We start from the raw sequence: 17,334 nt of genomic DNA on the forward strand, positions 1-17,334 counted from the left end.
AATTTATCCTTCAACTAAGCCATTTAATTTGTAAGTTTTATCAATAATATCATCAGAAATCTGTTTTATAAAATCATAGGATGCTTTAGTGTCCATCTTTGTATCTGGTTTTAATGAAATCTCTGATTTCAAAGCATATTGATTTTCTGAAATTTCAACAATTTGATGGGAGAAAAATAATAAACCTATTTCAGGCATATCAAATTGTTCAGTAAATTCTTGCTCATCAATGATTTTTGATAAAGTCACTTCCATTTCTGGTATATTTTGTAATTTAAAAATACCTTTAGTGCCTGTTTTCAAGTCACCAAAAATACGAAAGTCTTCAAGATCAGTTTCCCATAATTTTCTTAAATTAAGATCGGTATAGTATTGCCAAATTTTAGATGGTTTTGCCTTTGTTGGTAATACGAAAGAGATTGAAATTGTGTTCATTATTTTTTTCCTATATTTAGTAAGTGAGCTTATTATAAGTATACTTATTAAATAGGTAAAGAAAATTTTTTGCATAGATTAAAATTGTGGGATTATTCAAAATTCCTCAATTAACGTAATGAATAAATAAGTATTATATAGTCAGGTATTTGATTCTTTAATATAATTAATTATCTAATAAAATTAACAAGATTAAATGTTTAACAGATTTAAAATATATTAATGTAAAATATTTACAATTGTTTTTCATTTAATCCGTTCAATTTAATCGGTAAATGATACAATAGCGCCTTGATTTTGTATTAGTCCATAGTTTAGGAATAAATTTGATGAAAAATGACATCCACCAGCAACGTATTTTAATTCTTGATTTTGGTTCGCAAGTTACCCAATTAATTGCTCGACGGGTTCGTGAAATAGGTGTTTATTGTGAACTTTGGCCATGGGATGTTTCGGAAGAAAAAATCAAACAATTTAACCCTAAAGGTATCATTTTATCTGGTGGTCCTGAAAGTACTACTGACCAAAATAGCCCTCGAGCACCAGAATATGTGTTCAACGCTGGCGTGCCCGTGTTAGGTATCTGCTATGGTATGCAAACTATGGCAATTCAAGTAGGTAAGGGTGGACAAGTTACAGCTTCTAATCAACGAGAGTTTGGTTATGCTAAAGTTGATATTGTTGCAAAATCAAAATTAACAGACGGTATTTTAGATAGCACCAATGATGCTGGTATAGGGCAACTTGATGTATGGATGAGTCATGGTGATAAAGTTACTTCATTACCTGACACATTTACCTTAATTGGGCAAACAGAAACTTGTCCATTCGCCATTATGGCCAACGATGAAAAACAGTTTTATGGCGTACAGTTTCATCCAGAGGTCACGCATACGGTTAAAGGATTAGAGTTATTAACGCGTTTTGTTATTGATATTTGTCAGTGTGAAAAGCTATGGACACCGTCTTCTATTATTACTGATGCAATTGCTCGTATAAAAGAAAAAGTCGGTAAAGATAAAGTATTACTAGGTTTATCAGGTGGTGTTGATTCTTCGGTTACTGCATTATTATTACATCAAGCCATTGGTGACCAGTTAACTTGCGTATTTGTTGATCATGGCTTATTACGTTTAAATGAAGCAAAGCAAGTCATGGATATGTTTGGTGATAAATTTGGGTTAAATATTATCGCAATTAATGCCGAAGATCGCTTTATGGCTGCTCTGAAGGGAGAGGCAGATCCTGAAGCTAAACGTAAAATTATTGGTCGTGAATTTGTCGCTGTTTTTGATGAAGAGGCGGCAAAATTAAAAGATGTCAAATGGCTTGCTCAAGGTACTATCTATCCAGATGTCATTGAATCTGCTGCTGCTGATACAGGTAAAGCCCACGTGATCAAATCACATCATAATGTTGGTGGTTTACCTGAAGATATGAAAATGGGGCTAGTAGAACCATTAAGAGAATTATTCAAAGATGAAGTACGTAAAGTTGGTTTAGAACTCGGTTTACCTTACGATATGCTTTACCGTCATCCATTCCCAGGTCCAGGTTTAGGAGTGCGTGTTCTCGGTGAAGTGAAAAAAGAGTATTGTGATTTACTGCGTCAAGCCGATGCTATTTTTATCGAAGAACTTTATAAAGCTGACCTATACCACAAAGTCAGTCAAGCATTTACCGTATTCTTACCAGTACGTTCAGTTGGAGTAATGGGAGACGGACGTAAGTATGATTGGGTTGTCTCATTACGTGCTGTTGAAACTATCGACTTCATGACCGCTCACTGGGCACATTTACCTTACGAATTCTTAGGGCGAGTATCAAATCGTATTATCAACGAAGTCAATGGAATATCACGAGTTGTATATGATATAAGTGGAAAACCGCCTGCCACTATTGAGTGGGAATAATTGCAAACAATACCATATAATCTTTTTATCTTAAGCCTTGTTTATCAAGGCTTTTTTATATCATTGGTATTTCATAATAATTGTTTTAAGGCTTATGATATAAACTTAAAAACTTGGTATTCATTGGTTGAGCGTATTCGATTAATAAAAATAAATACCTTAATTGTATTAATTAAGAAAAGTATCTTTTCATGAATCTTATATAAATTAAAAATAACAGAAAAGTGATGCTTACTTTAATCGATATAATATTTGGTTTTTTCAAAACGATTGATAAAGTGCTTCCAAAACCATAGTGCGATCCGTCTTTGCTTTTTGTCTTTTTTAAATAATTTTTTTCTGTACTCTGAACGTTGTTTGATTTGGTGTATTCGCTCATTATGGATTGATGAGTTTAGTGAACATACATCATTACTTGTTATTAACGCCGGTAAAGTAGCATACAATTTAATATTGGCACATAATTTAAAAACTTTGAACATATCCGCTTCATAACGAATAGGAAATAAGAATTTTATTAGTTTTTTTGCTGCGTCATTAGTAATGATATAACCGTTGGCTCTCACGGCGCGAGTAACTTCAACAATTTCGAAATTATCTAATAGGTATTTTTTATTAATCAGATAATGGAAGTCGGCGGTTAATAAAAAAATGCCTTTTTTGGTATTTTTAGTTTCAAAACTGTTTAAAAAATCAGGAAGATTGTTAGCTATGACTGAGTCATCTTCAATAATCAAAGCATAAGGTAGATTTTCATCAACAATTTTTTTATAGATATTAAAATGGCTAAGTGCACAGCCAATCTCACCTTTAGTTAAAAAATTATTTGGATAATCAAGAACATTATTTTTAATAAATGATTCTGTCAGTTTACTTCCATCGACTGCATTATAAATTTCAAAATCAAGCTTTAATCTTTGACACTCTTGTTGTATATATTGTTTTTTCTGGGGTTGTCTTTCTAAATTTATTACAAATGTTTTCATTTTTTCAGTTTTTTATGATTTTTTTGAAGTATAGCATGTCAATTACAACATAAAAACCTTTGAAAACTTATTGCTAAATGATCTACAAAAATGACTAACTTAAGTATATACTTCTTTTTATATAGGTTTCTTCGCTATTGAGTAAAAGCGGATAAAGCTAATTTAAGTTATTACCTCATTTGAGAAATTAAGGACCGTTAAGTATGATTTTAGGTAATGTTAATCATTTGGATTTAATTCCTTATTTGCCTACCAAGATTAAACAATCAATTGAATATGTAAAAGACAACGTTAATAGCAATACACCAGCTGGTCGTTATGATATTGACAGCGATAATATGTTTTTTATGGTTTCTGACAATTCATTAAGATATATTCATGAAGCAAACCCTGAGTACCATAAAAAGTATATTGATGTGCAGATTGTTTTAGATGGTCAAGAAGGAATGGCTGTTTCCACTCTACCTCCTCATACACAAGTATTAGAAGATAAAATAGCAGAAAATGATATCGCTTTTATCAAAACACCTAACGAAGAAACTATGTTAGTATTACAGAAAGACGATTTTATTGTATTTTTACCTAATGAAGTACATAAACCGCTTTGTGCTGTCGATAATAAGATTGCAACGGTTCGTAAAGTTGTGGTAAAAATCGCATTAGATTATTTATAAATAGAAGTAAGGATTTTAGGTAGCACTATGACAACAAAAATCGCTGTTATTGGCGAATGTATGATTGAACTTTCAATAAAACAAGATTCAACAACCCGTAGCTTTGGGGGAGATACTCTTAACACGTCGGTTTATTTATCTCGTTTATTAAAAAATAAAGATTTTTCGATTCATTATGTGACTGGTTTAGGAACTGATCCTTTCAGTCAAGAGATGCTTGATAGCTGGCAAAAAGAGCATATTTCAACTGATTTGGTACAAAGAATGTCTGATAAAATGCCAGGACTTTATTCTATTGTGACTGATGAACAGGGTGAGCGTTCTTTCTATTATTGGCGTAATGATGCAGCTGCTAAATTTTGGTTAAAAACAGCTGAAACAGCAAAAATTGCTGAGCAAATAGCTAAATACGATTATGTCTATCTAAGTGGTATCAGTATTGCAATTTTAGATGCGGAAAGTATTATCAAATTATTAGATCTATTAAAACAAGTTAAAGCCAATGGTGGTAAAGTGATTTTTGATAATAACTTTAGACCACGTTTATGGAGTAGCTTGGATTTAGCTCGAAGTGTCTATTCTGATATTTTATCATTTACTGATATTGCGTTTTTAACTTTAGATGATGAAGACTTATTATGGGGCAAGTTACCGTACGAACAAGTAATTGAACGAACTAAAAAGTTTGGTGTTTCTGAAGTGGTCATTAAACGTGGTAGCGATAGTTGTATTATTGATTCTGTGGAAGGGCGTTTTGACGTTCCAGCAAATAAAATCGCTAAAGAAGATGTTATTGATACCACGGCAGCTGGGGATTCATTTAGTGCGGGTTATTTAGCTGCACGTTTAAGTGGTAAAAATCCTTCACAATCAGCAAGCCAAGGTCACCTAGTTGCCGGTACCGTGATTCAGTATCGAGGTGCTATTATTCCTTTGGATGCTACGCCAAAACTAATTGAAGGTTAGTAAATAAAACGGTCAGTAATGACCGTTTTTTATATCAGAATAGTTTGGCTCTAAAAATTTTTAATATCGATTTTTAGGCAAAATAGATTACGGTAGTATTGCAAAAGAGCGTACTGGAAAACCCGAAGCGTTATTTGGTTTGGCTACAATATTAAAGATAACCGCGCCTTTGGTTGGCAATTGATCTAAATTTGTCATTAATTCTACTTGATAAGTATCTTGCTCTAAAACATAGTATTCGCCTTTTAGTGCATTATTTTCTCGAAATGCTTTCGCTGAATCGGTATCAAAAGTTTCGTGGCCAATCGCTTTAATCTTTCGTTCTTCAAATAAAAATTTTAATGCATCAAGTCCCCAGCCAGGAATTTGATTGTTTCCATCCTCATCTTTATTTTCCATTGCAGATTGTGATGGCCATTTCTTACTCCAGTCTGTTCTCAGTGCAACAAAACTACCCGCTTCAATTTGCCCATGTTGCTTTTCAAAAGCTAATACGTCATCTTTAGAAAAAGAAAAATTGGGATCTTCTTTTGCTCGTATAGATTGGTCAATTACGATTAGAGGTAATGCTAATTCCTGTAATTCAAGTTCATGCAAATAACGAGTATTAGGAACAAAATGAATTGGCGCATCTAAATGAGTACCATATTGACCAGCAAAACTAAAGTTTTGCGCTAAAAAGCCATCACCGTGGTCAAATAGTGTTTTTATTTCAGCCGGTTTAAACATAAAAAAATGGGGTGAATTGTGATCAAATGCATGAGTCAAATCTATCCATTTTTTCGATTTTAATAAATTTAATGCTTGTAAAACGTCGTTATTCAAAATTATTCCTTATATCAAAAAAGTGTATCAATGATTTATTGTAAGATAATTAAATTCAAGAAACCAATAATTTACAGTTATAGAAATATAACTTTTAGTTCTAATCTATTTTGAAAAAAAGTTGAGGAACGGGGTTTTTGAGGGGTAAAAAATGCTTAATTTGTGCTATTTAATTGACAATTTTGGCTTATATTATTGAATTTCTGCTAATAGACCCTATTGAGCTATATAGTTGTATATTTAATCACTTGATACTGGTATAATATACAGTTAATTTTATTTATCTAAAAACACACATAAGAAGAGATCTATGTCAATTAAAGATATCGATATTCGTGGTGCAAGAACACACAATTTAAAAAATATAAATGTAGTTATACCAAGAGATAAATTGGTTGTTATCACCGGTCTTTCCGGCTCTGGTAAATCATCATTAGCATTTGATACCTTATATGCTGAAGGCCAAAGGCGATATGTTGAGTCATTATCAGCTTATGCTCGTCAATTTTTATCACTAATGGAAAAGCCTGACGTCGATCATATTGAAGGATTATCTCCTGCCATTTCGATTGAGCAAAAATCGACATCGCATAATCCTCGCTCAACAGTTGGAACAATCACTGAGATTTATGACTATTTGCGACTTTTATTTGCTCGAATCGGTGAGCCACGCTGTCCAAATCATAATTTACCCTTAGCTGCGCAAACTGTGTCGCAAATGGTTGATAGTATTATGGCTCTGCCATCTGAAAACCGCTATATGTTGCTTGCGCCGGTTGTTACTGAGCGTAAAGGTGAGTTCGTTAAATTATTTGAACAACTTGCAGCAAGTGGTTATATTCGAGTTCGAGTTGATGGTGATGTTTATGACCTTTCAGATCCACCAATACTTGAGCTTCAGAAAAAACACACAATTGAAGTTGTTGTTGACCGTTTCCGAATTCGGGATGATTTGAAATTACGTTTAGCCGAATCAATCGAAACTGTGCTTTCCATAACTAATGGTATTGTCAAAGTCGCGAATTTAGATGATCCGAAAGCAGAAGAGCATCTATTTTCTGCCAATTTTGCTTGTCCTATATGTGGTTATAGCATTCCTGAACTTGAGCCGCGATTATTTTCATTCAATAATCCTGCTGGTGCATGTCCGGAATGTGACGGTTTAGGTGTACAACAATATTTTGATCCAAAGCGTATTGTTCAGATGCCTGAAGTTTCTTTAGCTGCCGGAGCGATCAAAGGATGGGATAGACGTAATTTCTACTATTTTCAAATGTTAAAATCGTTAGCAAACCATTATAAATTTGATATCGATAAGCCATATGAAAAATTATCTGACAAAGTAAAAGATATTCTATTAAATGGTTCTGGTGATGAAGAAATACAGTTCGTTTATACTAATGATCGTGGTGATGTCGTTAAACGTAATCACCCTTTTGAAGGGATCATCAATAACCTTAGTCGTCGTTATAAAGAAACTGATTCACAAACTATACGTGAAGAGTTAGCTAAATATATCAGTAATCGTCCTTGCCCATGTTGTGGCGGTTCACGATTATGTAGAACTGCGCGTCATGTGTTTATTAATGATACTAATTTACCAACAATTAGTGATTTAAGCATACAACAAGCCAAAGATTTTTTTGATAAGCTTAATTTAACTGGACAACGAGCGCAGATAGCCGAAAAGATTTTAAAAGAAATTAATGATCGTCTGCAATTTTTAATTAATGTTGGTTTGAATTATTTAACTCTGTCACGTTCGGCTGAAACCTTATCCGGTGGGGAAGCACAACGAATTCGACTGGCTAGTCAGATTGGTGCGGGGCTTGTTGGTGTTATGTATGTTCTCGATGAACCATCCATTGGTTTGCACCAGCGAGATAATAGTCGCTTGATTGATACATTAACTCACTTACGCGATTTAGGTAATACCGTCATTGTTGTTGAACATGATGAAGAAGCGATAATGGCTGCTGATTATGTGATTGATATTGGACCAGGCGCTGGTGTCCATGGTGGTGAAGTTGTTGCTCAAGGTACGCCAAAACAGATTATGGCAAGTAAGAACTCTTTGACTGGTAAATATCTTTCTGGAAAAGAGAAAATTGAGATTCCAGCTAAACGTCATAAAGTTGATAAGAAAAAGATGTTATCATTGATTGGCGCGACAGGAAATAATCTTAAGGATGTCACATTAAACATTCCTGTAGGGCTATTTACTTGTATTACTGGCGTCTCTGGATCAGGTAAATCAACATTAATTAATGACACCTTATATCCATTAGCTCAAAACGAATTAAATGGCGCTGAAAAAACCGAAATTGCACCATTCAAATCAATTAAAGGATTAAACTTTTTTGATAAAGTTATTGCGATAGATCAGAGCCCGATTGGACGGACACCACGATCTAATCCAGCAACTTATACTGGCTTTTTTACATCAATTCGTGAGCTTTATGCTGGGGTACCAGAAGCCAGGGCAAGAGGCTATAATCCTGGACGTTTTAGCTTTAATGTTAAAGGTGGACGTTGTGAAGCTTGCCAAGGTGATGGTTTAATTAAAGTTGAAATGCATTTTTTACCTGATATCTATGTACCTTGTGATCAGTGTCATGGCGCACGATATAATCGAGAAACATTAGAAATCAAATACAAAGGTAAGTCGATTAATGAAATCCTCAACATGACTGTTGAAGAAGGTCGAGAATTTTTTGACGCGGTACCGATGATTTCACGCAAATTACAGACTTTAATTGATGTTGGTCTTGCTTATATTACCATTGGTCAATCAGCAACAACATTATCTGGAGGTGAAGCGCAACGAGTAAAACTTGCAAAAGAGTTATCTAAGCGAGATACTGGTAGCACACTTTATATCCTAGATGAACCAACTACGGGCTTACATTTTGCGGATGTAAAACAATTGCTTGCTCAACTACACTCATTGAGAGATAAAGGCAATACTATTGTAGTTATCGAACATAATTTAGATGTTGTCAAAACTGCCGATTGGATTGTCGATTTAGGTCCAGAAGGCGGTAGTGGCGGTGGAGAAATCATCGCCGAAGGAACACCAGAAGACGTTGCTAAATCGAAAAAATCTTATACTGGTAAATACTTAAAACCATTACTGGAAAAGCAAAAGTAGTAAGTATTGTTATATAAATAAAGTTAACCATAGGAGAAGGGTTTTGTCATTACAGATTATACTAATGATCATTATTGCTTATCTCTGTGGTTCACTTTCAGGTGCTATGATAATTTGCCATTTGATGAAGTTACATAATCCTTCTTTATATGGTTCTCATAACCCCGGTGCGACAAATGTATTAAGGATTAATGGGCGATTACCTGCTGTTTTTGTATTAATCTTTGATATGTTAAAAGGTGCTATTCCGGTCTATATTGCTTATCGACTAGGAATATCACCTTTCTTTTTAGGTATTATTGGTATTTCGGCTTGTCTTGGACACATTTTTCCATGCTTTTTTCATTTTCGTGGTGGAAAAGGTGTTGCAACTGCGTTAGGAATGATGGCGCCGATTGGACTTGATTTTACAGGTTGTTTTTTGTTGACTTGGTTTTTTACATTAATTACAACGGGTTATTCTTCTGTCGCGGCAATAGTCGGTTTTCTTTTTGCACCTTTATATGTTTGGTTATTTAAACCAGAATTGACATTACCTGTTACAATGCTTTCATGCTTAATCATTATTCGCCATAGTAGCAACATAATGCGCCTATTAAAAGGCGAAGAGCCCAAAAGCTTTTATCGTCGCAGTAAAAAATAATCTAAAACACAACTAAGCTTAATTTTCAGTTACTAATCGTTATTAGTGATATATGAAAGATTAATTATTTTTAAATTAAAGTAATAGAATATTTTTTGTTTTACAGACAATTCAAACAAGGTATTATTATTCATCTTTTAATTATGTGGTTAATTCATGCAAATCAGTCCGTTATTAGAATCACTTATTAGCGCACTTCGCTGCTTACCTGGGGTTGGTCCAAAATCAGCACAACGAATGGCTTATCATCTATTACAACGTAATCGCCAAGCAGGTCTCAATTTGGCTCAAGAGTTAAATGAGGCTATGAATAATATTGGTCATTGCAAACAATGTCGAACCTTTACTGAACAAGAGATCTGCAATATTTGCGCGAATGTCCGTCGGCAAAGTAGCGATCAACTCTGTGTGGTTGAATCGCCAGCAGATATTTTTGCTATTGAACAAACAGGGCAGTATAGTGGTCGTTATTTCGTTTTACTGGGGCATCTGTCACCACTTGATGGTATTGGCCCGAATGATATTGGTCTCGACCTTTTAAAAAGTAGGTTAAGTTCAGAATCAATTAGTGAAGTTATTTTAGCTACCAATCCCACGGTTGAAGGTGATGCTACCGCCAATTATATCGCCCAGATGTGTAATGAATTTAATATCGTTGCGACTCGCATTGCGCACGGTGTACCAGTGGGTGGAGAGCTTGAAATGGTTGATGGTACGACATTGTCACATTCCTTTGTTGGGCGACAAAAGATAGATTTTTAGCTTTTTGCGATTTACGAACAACTAGGTTGTTAACGATTAATATGTATTAAGAAGAAATAGGAAGAGAAATCTTATGAAATATAAAGCAGTCGCATTTGATATGGACGGTACGTTACTTGGTAGTAATCGTTTAATCCTTCCTGAAACAGTAGATATGATACAAAGAATTAGTGATAAAGGAATTAAAGTCATTTTGGTATCAGGTCGTCATCATACCGTTATTCACCCTTATTACTACCAACTAAAATTATCTACACCTGCGATTTGCTGTAATGGGACCTATTTATACGATTTCGAAAAGCAGCAAAACTTTGCTGCAAAACCAATGACTAAACAACAAGCAAAGACATTGTTAAATTTAGTTAACCAATATGGCATTCATACTATGATTTATACTGATCAGTTTATGAATTATGAAGTTCTTGATGATCATTTAGAAGGTTTCTTTAAATGGGTGAAGTCTTTACCTGAATTTCTACAACCAGAAGTTAAAAAAGTTGATGACTTCGAGAAACTGATTGATCAAGCAAATTTGATTTTCAAATTTGCGACTAGTAGTAATGATATTTCAGCATTAAAACAATTTTCAAATGCGGTTGATGCGCTTGGCGAGTTTTCTTGTGAATGGTCATGGTCAAATCGTGCTGATGTGGCGGTAAAAGGGAATACTAAAGGAAACGGATTAAAGCATTGGGCTGAACATGAAAATATCAAATTAAGTGAAATTGTAGCTTTTGGTGATAGTTACAATGATATCAGTATGTTATCCATAGCAGGATTAGGCATAGCAATGGGTAATGCGGATAAAGAAGTCAAAGAAAAAGCCAATTATTCAATTGGCGATAATAACAGCCCAAGTATTGCCGCTGAACTTGAAAAAATATTTTTAAATTAGAAATATTAATTTTAAGATGGTCTTTGAAATTCTTTATCAAGATAATGATTTAATCGCAATCAACAAGCCAGAAGGGTGGTTAGTACACCGAAGCTGGCTTGATAAAAATGAAACTGTCGTTGTTATGCAAACGTTGCGCGATCAAATCGGACAGCATGTTTACCCCATCCATCGCCTTGATCGACCAACATCAGGTGTATTAATTTTTGCTTTATCTAGTGAGATTGCAAGATTGTTATCTGAACAATTTGCATCCAAACAAATAGAAAAAGTTTACCATGCTATTGTACGTGGTTATGTTGATGATGAAGCAATCATTGATTATCCCTTAGTTGAAGAGTTGGATAAAATCGCTGATAAGTTTACTCGTAAAGATAAGCCGGCCCAAGATGCTATAACTTTTTATAAAGGTTTGAGTAAAATAGAGTTGCCTATTGAAGTGGGTAAATATAAAACAGCTAGATATAGCTTTGTTGAATTAAAACCACAAACAGGAAGAAAGCACCAATTACGTCGTCATCTTAAACATATTTTTCACCCTATCATAGGTGATAGTAAACATGGTGATCTTCATCAAAATCGAGCTTTTAGTCAATATTTTGGTGTTAAACGTCTTATGTTACATGCTAGCACTGTCAAAATGATTCATCCCATTACATCTAACCCTATCACTATTCATGCAAAATTAAGTGATGATTGGTTAACGATATTACAAAATTTTAAATAAGTTTTTTTGGGGTTAAATGTCTTCTAAAATTATTAATAGTTTTTGTCTTTTAGCATGATAAACATAATATGGCATTACTAATATCGGGTATATTCTTTGTCTCAATTAAATACTTTAAAACAAAATAGTTAAAAGGCATTAGATTAAGAATTTAATCAAATATAATGATTGATTTATAGCTTTATAACGTTAATTATCTATTTTTAAAATTTTTTTGATTATTAAATATAAAGTTAGTTTCACTCCAGAATGCAAATATATCTAACATCTTTTGATAAGTGGTAATTATTGATTTCTTTGTATATTCTAAAATTATCTAAGATTAATTAGATTTAGTTAAATAGTGAAAATAGTGGAAAGTTCATTTTTAAAGCTTTACATGACTTTTTATTTGTATTCAATATTTCTACAATTTATTTCAATAAGTTGTTTAAATTGAAAAAAGCGCAATTTTACAATTACGCTTTTAAATTATTAACTGAATGATTAAGCTTCGAGATAAATAGATGCCATTTTTTCGAAATCTTTATCGGTAAAACCAAGTTCTTGCTTAATGTAATTGCTAGGTGAGCCTGCAATTTTTCTCATAGTATCGAAAACCTCATTAATAAAGATTTCTCGGGTATCAATTAAACTTAGTAGATAACCCAAAACGTCTTCATTATCAGTGATCTCTCGATAAGCAGCCATTTTTATTTTATTGCGTTCCAATCGATTATCATGTGTTAGCATATAATCATATATAATATCTGATTCAGATACACCTAACATAACTTGAATTAACAATACACCATAACCCGTCCGATCTTTACCGCCTCGACAGTGTTGAAGGCTAGGGCTGTTATTTGAATCTAAAATTACTCTTAACATTTCTCGATAGGCTTTTTTAGATTTTTCACTTAGTACAAAGTTACGATATTGCTCAAGTACTTGTATACCGTCACCATTAACCAACTCCTTTGGAATATCACGAAGAACACTTTCAATTAATGCCCGATCTTCATTGCTTGGATCAGCTGCAAATTGTGCTGCTAATTCTGCTGTTTGAGCAGAGGCATCCAAATTAAAAGTTTGTTTTTCACCAATTGAACAATTCGGGCTTGTTTTAACCTCATTTTCACAACGATAATCAATGATTGTTTTTATATTCAATGCCTTTATATATTGTTGTGCATCAGGTTTTAGGCCATGAAGATGATTAGAGCGATACAACATTCCCCATTTTATACGTTTTCCTTTCGCACCGACATAACCACCAAAATCACGGAAATTATTTAGTCCATTGATTGGTAATGTTCGTTCTCCAAATAAAAATGGTTTTTGGTCATTTATTTGTAATATGAGATAGATTCGGCTTTTAGCATTTAATGGATCATCAAATATTACTGGGGATTTTAATGCTTTTCCAATTAGCGTTTTATTATTAGTATTTACATCAGCTTCGGTTGTCCAATATAAATCTGCAGGCTTATCACTATTAAAAGTAACTTCTAATTTTCCTTGCTTATTCCTAATTACTGATATTTCATTATTTTTTTCTAACATAACTTTCTTCCTACCTAGTGTAATATGCCGACTGATGAAAGAACGACTCCAATTACCATTACAGCAATAATGAGCGATACTGTATATTTACCTTGAAATTTTCTAACTAAGAAAAATACAGCTAAGGTAAAAAGAAGCGTTAATAAATTTGGCATTACCTTATCAAACATTTCTTGAACTTTTATTGATTGCTCACCAACTTCAATTAAATAAGGTGTTGATACTTTTACTGTTGAGGCTATTAACGATCCTAGCACCATTACGCCAACGACATTAGCAACGTTACTAATTCGCTGAATAATATTTGAATTTTTAGATTGTTCTATAAGATCAATTCCTTTGTTATATCCATAATGAACAAAGAAATATTTTGTAAAAATGTTGACTAAATTATAGATGAAAAACATTAATATGGGTCCAATGATATTACCTTGTAACGCAAAAGCTGCGCCAATACTTCCACATATCGGCATCCAAGTAAATTTCAGTAGACTATCACCCAAACCTGCAAACGGGCCCATTAATCCAGCTTTTAGCGAAATGACCGCATCTTTTTCTTCTTCCGTTGTTTTCTCCTCGACAGCAGCTGTAACGCCAAGAACTAATGCTCCGGCATTAACTTGCGTATTGAAAAACTCAAAATGGCGTTGCATTGCTCTAACGCGAGTTTCTTTATCGGCGTCCTTATAAAGACGGTCTAGAATTGGAATCATACAGTGAGCAAATCCAATCGTTTGTAATTTTTCATAGTTGAATGAAAAAGGGATTGTTTGTATTTTCCAAAAGACACTATTAAGATCTTTTTTAGTAATTTTCTTTTCATTGTTCATAGGTCATATTCCTCTTCAATACTGTCATTTTGCATAGGTTTTTCTTGATTACTTTGATTATTGTTTTTGCCCGCGGTGAATGCCATGTCATATAAGACAGCAAAGGCAAGTGCAACGAAGGTAACAGGTATGATTGGTAGTTTTAGGTAACTAGTTAAAACAAATCCGAGTAAAAAGAAGAACCACATTGAGCCTTTTAATAACATCAACAATAGAATACAAATACCTACTGCTGGGATTAATTTTGAAGCGACACCCATACCATCAATTATATTCTTTGGAATAGCGTCTAAAATTGTTTTAATCAGATCACTGCCAAAATAAATTGCTAAAAAGCATGGAACAGCTCTAATTAAAAACCATATAGGTGTTGAAAAATAATGTACTTTAACTAGTCCTTTATAATCTCCATTTTGTATGCTTTTTTCTGCCCATGGATTTAGGAAACAAGCAAATGATCGCCATAGAATAAGTAATTGTTGGCAAAGTATTGAAACGGGTAGGGCTAATGCAACTCCAGTGGCAACGCCACCGCCAGTTGAAATACCTAATGAAACGCCAATAATTGCACCAGCAACAATATCTGGCGCTGAGTAAGCTCCAACATTTCCAACGCCCATCCACATAAGTTCAAGTGTTGCACCAATGGCTAATCCTTGAACCATATCACCCATGATGATGCCTGCTACAGTACCGGTTAATAAAGGCCGACGTAACATTTGTGGCCCGACATCATCGAGTGAACAAATTCCCGCCCAAATGGCGACAAGAATAGCTTGTGTTAACATGAGTTAACCTCCAAATTATAGAAATAAATGTTTTAATAAATAGTGTTAGCTGAGTAGGGTTTTTAGATCGACAATGGGATCTTTAGGCACCATCTGAATCTCAACTTCAACATTTTTTGCAATGAGATTTCTAAACGCTTGTTCTTCTTCTGGTGTGACAGACACCGCTCTTGATAATTGATGACGACCATCTTGCATTCGCATTCCACCTACATTGAGTTTTTCCAGTGACAATCCACCTTCCACTAATGCGTCAACGTCAATACTGTTGGTGAACAGTAACATTGTTCTTTTTTTGATAGGTGTCTTTTTTAAGATTTCGATAAATTGCTGTACTCCAAAGATCAAAACCTTTAATCCTGGCGGTGCAGACATGGTTAATACTGATTGTTGAACTTTGTCATCAGCAACTTTATCGTTGATGACTAATACTTGCTCGATATCATAGTTTTTCACCCAAGTAGTAATAACTTGTCCATGAATTAATCGGTCATCGATTCGTGCTACATTAATTGGCATTGGTGTTCTCCTTACAATTCATTAACTTCTTCATTTTTAATATTTAGCAATTGTCTAACGTCTTTACAGCTTTGAGGAAATGCTTCTTCAATAGCTTGTTTGGCATCGTTCAATGTTCCTTCTCGATTGTTTAAAACTTCAAGTAGTACGGGAATATTAAAACCACAAAATAGTAAAACATCGTCATGGGATATCAGTAATTCGCTAGCAAGATTGCAGGGAGTTCCTCCCATAATATCAACCAAAATAATTACTCCATTGCCTTGATTAAGTTTTTTATAACTACTTTGCATTTCTTGTCGTAAATTATTGATATTGCTATCAACTAAAACTGAAATAATGTGGATACTTTCTTGCTCGCCCATAAGCATCTGTGCACATTCAAGTGCACCCTGAGCAAAAGGGCCATGACTTGCTAAAATGATAGGTAAAGGATTAGACATAAAAATTTCCTTGTTTGTAACTTTATTACTAAATATGTAAGTATGTTTAGTAATAAAGTTACATCTACATTTAGAAATAGTCATCCATTTTTTAAGAAATTTTTATAATTTTGTGAACAAGATCAAATTTATTAAAGGAAAAGTTTAAGTTAATGACTTTTCAACTTGATGAGATTATTTGATTGGTAAATTTGTTATTACTTCTGGGTATATCGAGGATATTTTCGTTTTTCACGATTTTGAGTTTGCTGTAGTAACCTTTCATCATATTTACGAATAAATAAGTTAGTTAACAACATATTAATGACTGATATTTGTGAAATTTTGGAACGAACAGGAATCAATCTAGAAGCGTGTTCCATAGATGTCGTATGTAAGACAAAAGAGGCTAATGATGAAATTTGACTTTGTCCCATTTTAGTAATAGCAATAGAAGGGACTGATGATTGTCCAGCAAGTTTAAGTAAATCTACACATTCAGGTGTTTCACCAGAATGCGAAATAATAATAACAAGATCATTCTTGTCTAACGTGCTGATCAAACTACGTGAAATATGAGCATCAAAATGACAATTTACATCTTTCTTGATTTTAATTAGTTGATATTCAAACTCTTTACCAACCAAGCCACTGCTTCCTACGCCAAATATCACAATTTTGTTACTTTTGATTATTAATTCGATGGCACTGTTTAATGCATGAGTATTAACAATGGAATGAGTTTCGTCTATAGAGGATTTTTCCATAGCTTGAACTTTGCTATTTACTTCCTCAAGAGAGTCATTCAAATTAATATCATCTTGAAGAATTTCAGTACTAAGCTTTTGAGGAATTGAGCCGATAAGATCGACCTTAAAATCACTAAAACCTTTATAACCTAATTTGTTACAAAGTCGTAAAATGGTCGTTGTGCTAACATGATTGTGTTTTGCTAAGGTTTGTATACTCATATTTTTTAGCGCTTGAGTATTTGCAATAATATATTCGGATACTTTTAACTCCTTAGTTGATAAGTCTTTTTTTACTTCTCTGAGTTTTAGTTCAATCATTGCACACCTCAAAAAACTATTTTAGTGAAGCAAGTATATAAAATTCGTCCCAGAAATTAAAAATAATTTTATAATTTATTAATCAAATTTACTTCACATAATCCTATTAGTTGCTATCAATAATAAAAAAGATTCAATAATATTAAACTTTTCCATAAAAAAACCCGCAAAAGCGGGTTTTTA

17 protein-coding genes are annotated in these 17,334 nt (G+C 33.5%); 8 read left to right on the forward strand and 9 right to left on the reverse strand.

Annotated elements, in window-relative coordinates:
- Positions 1–3 precede the first annotated feature (3 nt).
- Positions 4–435, reverse strand: a complete 432-nt coding sequence (locus tag A9G07_RS03445; RefSeq protein WP_065563054.1) for a hypothetical protein — start codon at positions 433–435, stop codon at positions 4–6.
- Between the two features lie 329 nt (positions 436–764).
- On the opposite strand from A9G07_RS03445, the gene guaA reads away from it, so the two are divergent.
- Positions 765–2,348 (forward strand): glutamine-hydrolyzing GMP synthase, encoded by a 1,584-nt coding sequence (gene guaA, locus A9G07_RS03450; protein WP_065734036.1) that lies wholly within the window; start codon positions 765–767, stop codon positions 2,346–2,348.
- A 236-nt stretch (positions 2,349–2,584) separates the two neighbouring features.
- Here guaA and A9G07_RS03455 read toward each other — a convergent pair whose 3' ends face one another.
- Positions 2,585–3,334, reverse strand: coding sequence for a glycosyltransferase family 25 protein (locus A9G07_RS03455; protein ID WP_065734037.1), 750 nt, complete (start codon positions 3,332–3,334; stop codon positions 2,585–2,587).
- Positions 3,335–3,537: 203 nt separating this feature from the next.
- On the opposite strand from A9G07_RS03455, the gene A9G07_RS03460 reads away from it, so the two are divergent.
- Complete coding sequence (locus A9G07_RS03460) at positions 3,538–4,008, forward strand: YhcH/YjgK/YiaL family protein (RefSeq protein WP_065734038.1); 471 nt, start codon at positions 3,538–3,540, stop codon at positions 4,006–4,008.
- Between the two features lie 27 nt (positions 4,009–4,035).
- Positions 4,036–4,974 (forward strand): sugar kinase, encoded by a 939-nt coding sequence (locus tag A9G07_RS03465; RefSeq protein ID WP_065563538.1) that lies wholly within the window; start codon positions 4,036–4,038, stop codon positions 4,972–4,974.
- 87 nt (positions 4,975–5,061) lie between these two features.
- Here A9G07_RS03465 and A9G07_RS03470 read toward each other — a convergent pair whose 3' ends face one another.
- Positions 5,062–5,799: a cyclase family protein gene (locus tag A9G07_RS03470; RefSeq protein WP_065734039.1), complete on the reverse strand. Its 738-nt coding sequence runs from the start codon at positions 5,797–5,799 to the stop codon at positions 5,062–5,064.
- Between the two features lie 316 nt (positions 5,800–6,115).
- On the opposite strand from A9G07_RS03470, the gene uvrA reads away from it, so the two are divergent.
- The 5 genes from uvrA to truC all read left to right on the forward strand — a co-directional run bounded on the left by uvrA (position 6,116) and on the right by truC (position 11,977).
- Positions 6,116–8,950, forward strand: coding sequence for an excinuclease ABC subunit UvrA (uvrA, locus tag A9G07_RS03475; RefSeq protein ID WP_141677473.1), 2,835 nt, complete (start codon positions 6,116–6,118; stop codon positions 8,948–8,950).
- Positions 8,951–8,993: 43 nt separating this feature from the next.
- Entirely contained in the window at positions 8,994–9,593 is a 600-nt protein-coding gene (gene plsY / locus A9G07_RS03480; RefSeq protein WP_141673967.1) for a glycerol-3-phosphate 1-O-acyltransferase PlsY, read from the forward strand.
- Between the two features lie 156 nt (positions 9,594–9,749).
- Positions 9,750–10,355: a recombination mediator RecR gene (gene recR / locus A9G07_RS03485; protein WP_065734041.1), complete on the forward strand. Its 606-nt coding sequence runs from the start codon at positions 9,750–9,752 to the stop codon at positions 10,353–10,355.
- Positions 10,356–10,428: 73 nt separating this feature from the next.
- On the forward strand, positions 10,429–11,250 hold the full coding sequence (locus A9G07_RS03490) for a pyridoxal phosphatase (RefSeq protein ID WP_065734042.1): 822 nt from the start codon (positions 10,429–10,431) through the stop codon (positions 11,248–11,250).
- 16 nt (positions 11,251–11,266) lie between these two features.
- Entirely contained in the window at positions 11,267–11,977 is a 711-nt protein-coding gene (gene truC / locus A9G07_RS03495) for a tRNA pseudouridine(65) synthase TruC (RefSeq protein ID WP_065734043.1), read from the forward strand.
- Positions 11,978–12,463: 486 nt separating this feature from the next.
- Here truC and A9G07_RS03500 read toward each other — a convergent pair whose 3' ends face one another.
- From A9G07_RS03500 to A9G07_RS03525, 6 genes are all read right to left on the reverse strand, one after another.
- Entirely contained in the window at positions 12,464–13,522 is a 1,059-nt protein-coding gene (locus A9G07_RS03500; protein WP_065734044.1) for a tyrosine-protein phosphatase, read from the reverse strand.
- A 14-nt stretch (positions 13,523–13,536) separates the two neighbouring features.
- Positions 13,537–14,352 carry a PTS system mannose/fructose/sorbose family transporter subunit IID gene (locus A9G07_RS03505; RefSeq protein WP_065563530.1) on the reverse strand — a complete coding sequence of 272 codons (816 nt, stop codon included), beginning with the start codon at positions 14,350–14,352 and terminating at the stop codon, positions 13,537–13,539.
- Positions 14,349–15,140, reverse strand: coding sequence for a PTS mannose/fructose/sorbose/N-acetylgalactosamine transporter subunit IIC (locus A9G07_RS03510; protein WP_065734045.1), 792 nt, complete (start codon positions 15,138–15,140; stop codon positions 14,349–14,351). Before A9G07_RS03510 ends, A9G07_RS03505 begins: the two co-directional genes overlap by 4 nt.
- Before the next feature lie 45 nt (positions 15,141–15,185).
- Positions 15,186–15,659 (reverse strand): PTS system mannose/fructose/N-acetylgalactosamine-transporter subunit IIB, encoded by a 474-nt coding sequence (locus A9G07_RS03515; protein ID WP_065734046.1) that lies wholly within the window; start codon positions 15,657–15,659, stop codon positions 15,186–15,188.
- 11 nt (positions 15,660–15,670) lie between these two features.
- Entirely contained in the window at positions 15,671–16,102 is a 432-nt protein-coding gene (locus A9G07_RS03520) for a PTS sugar transporter subunit IIA (RefSeq protein ID WP_065563527.1), read from the reverse strand.
- A gap of 197 nt (positions 16,103–16,299) precedes the next feature.
- A complete protein-coding gene (locus A9G07_RS03525) occupies positions 16,300–17,151 on the reverse strand; it encodes a MurR/RpiR family transcriptional regulator (RefSeq protein WP_065734047.1) in 852 nt (283 codons plus the stop codon).
- Positions 17,152–17,334 lie beyond the last annotated feature (183 nt).

This window comes from Gilliamella sp. wkB72, assembly GCF_001693745.1.
Classification (GTDB): Bacteria; Pseudomonadota; Gammaproteobacteria; order Enterobacterales; family Orbaceae; genus Gilliamella; species Gilliamella apicola_E.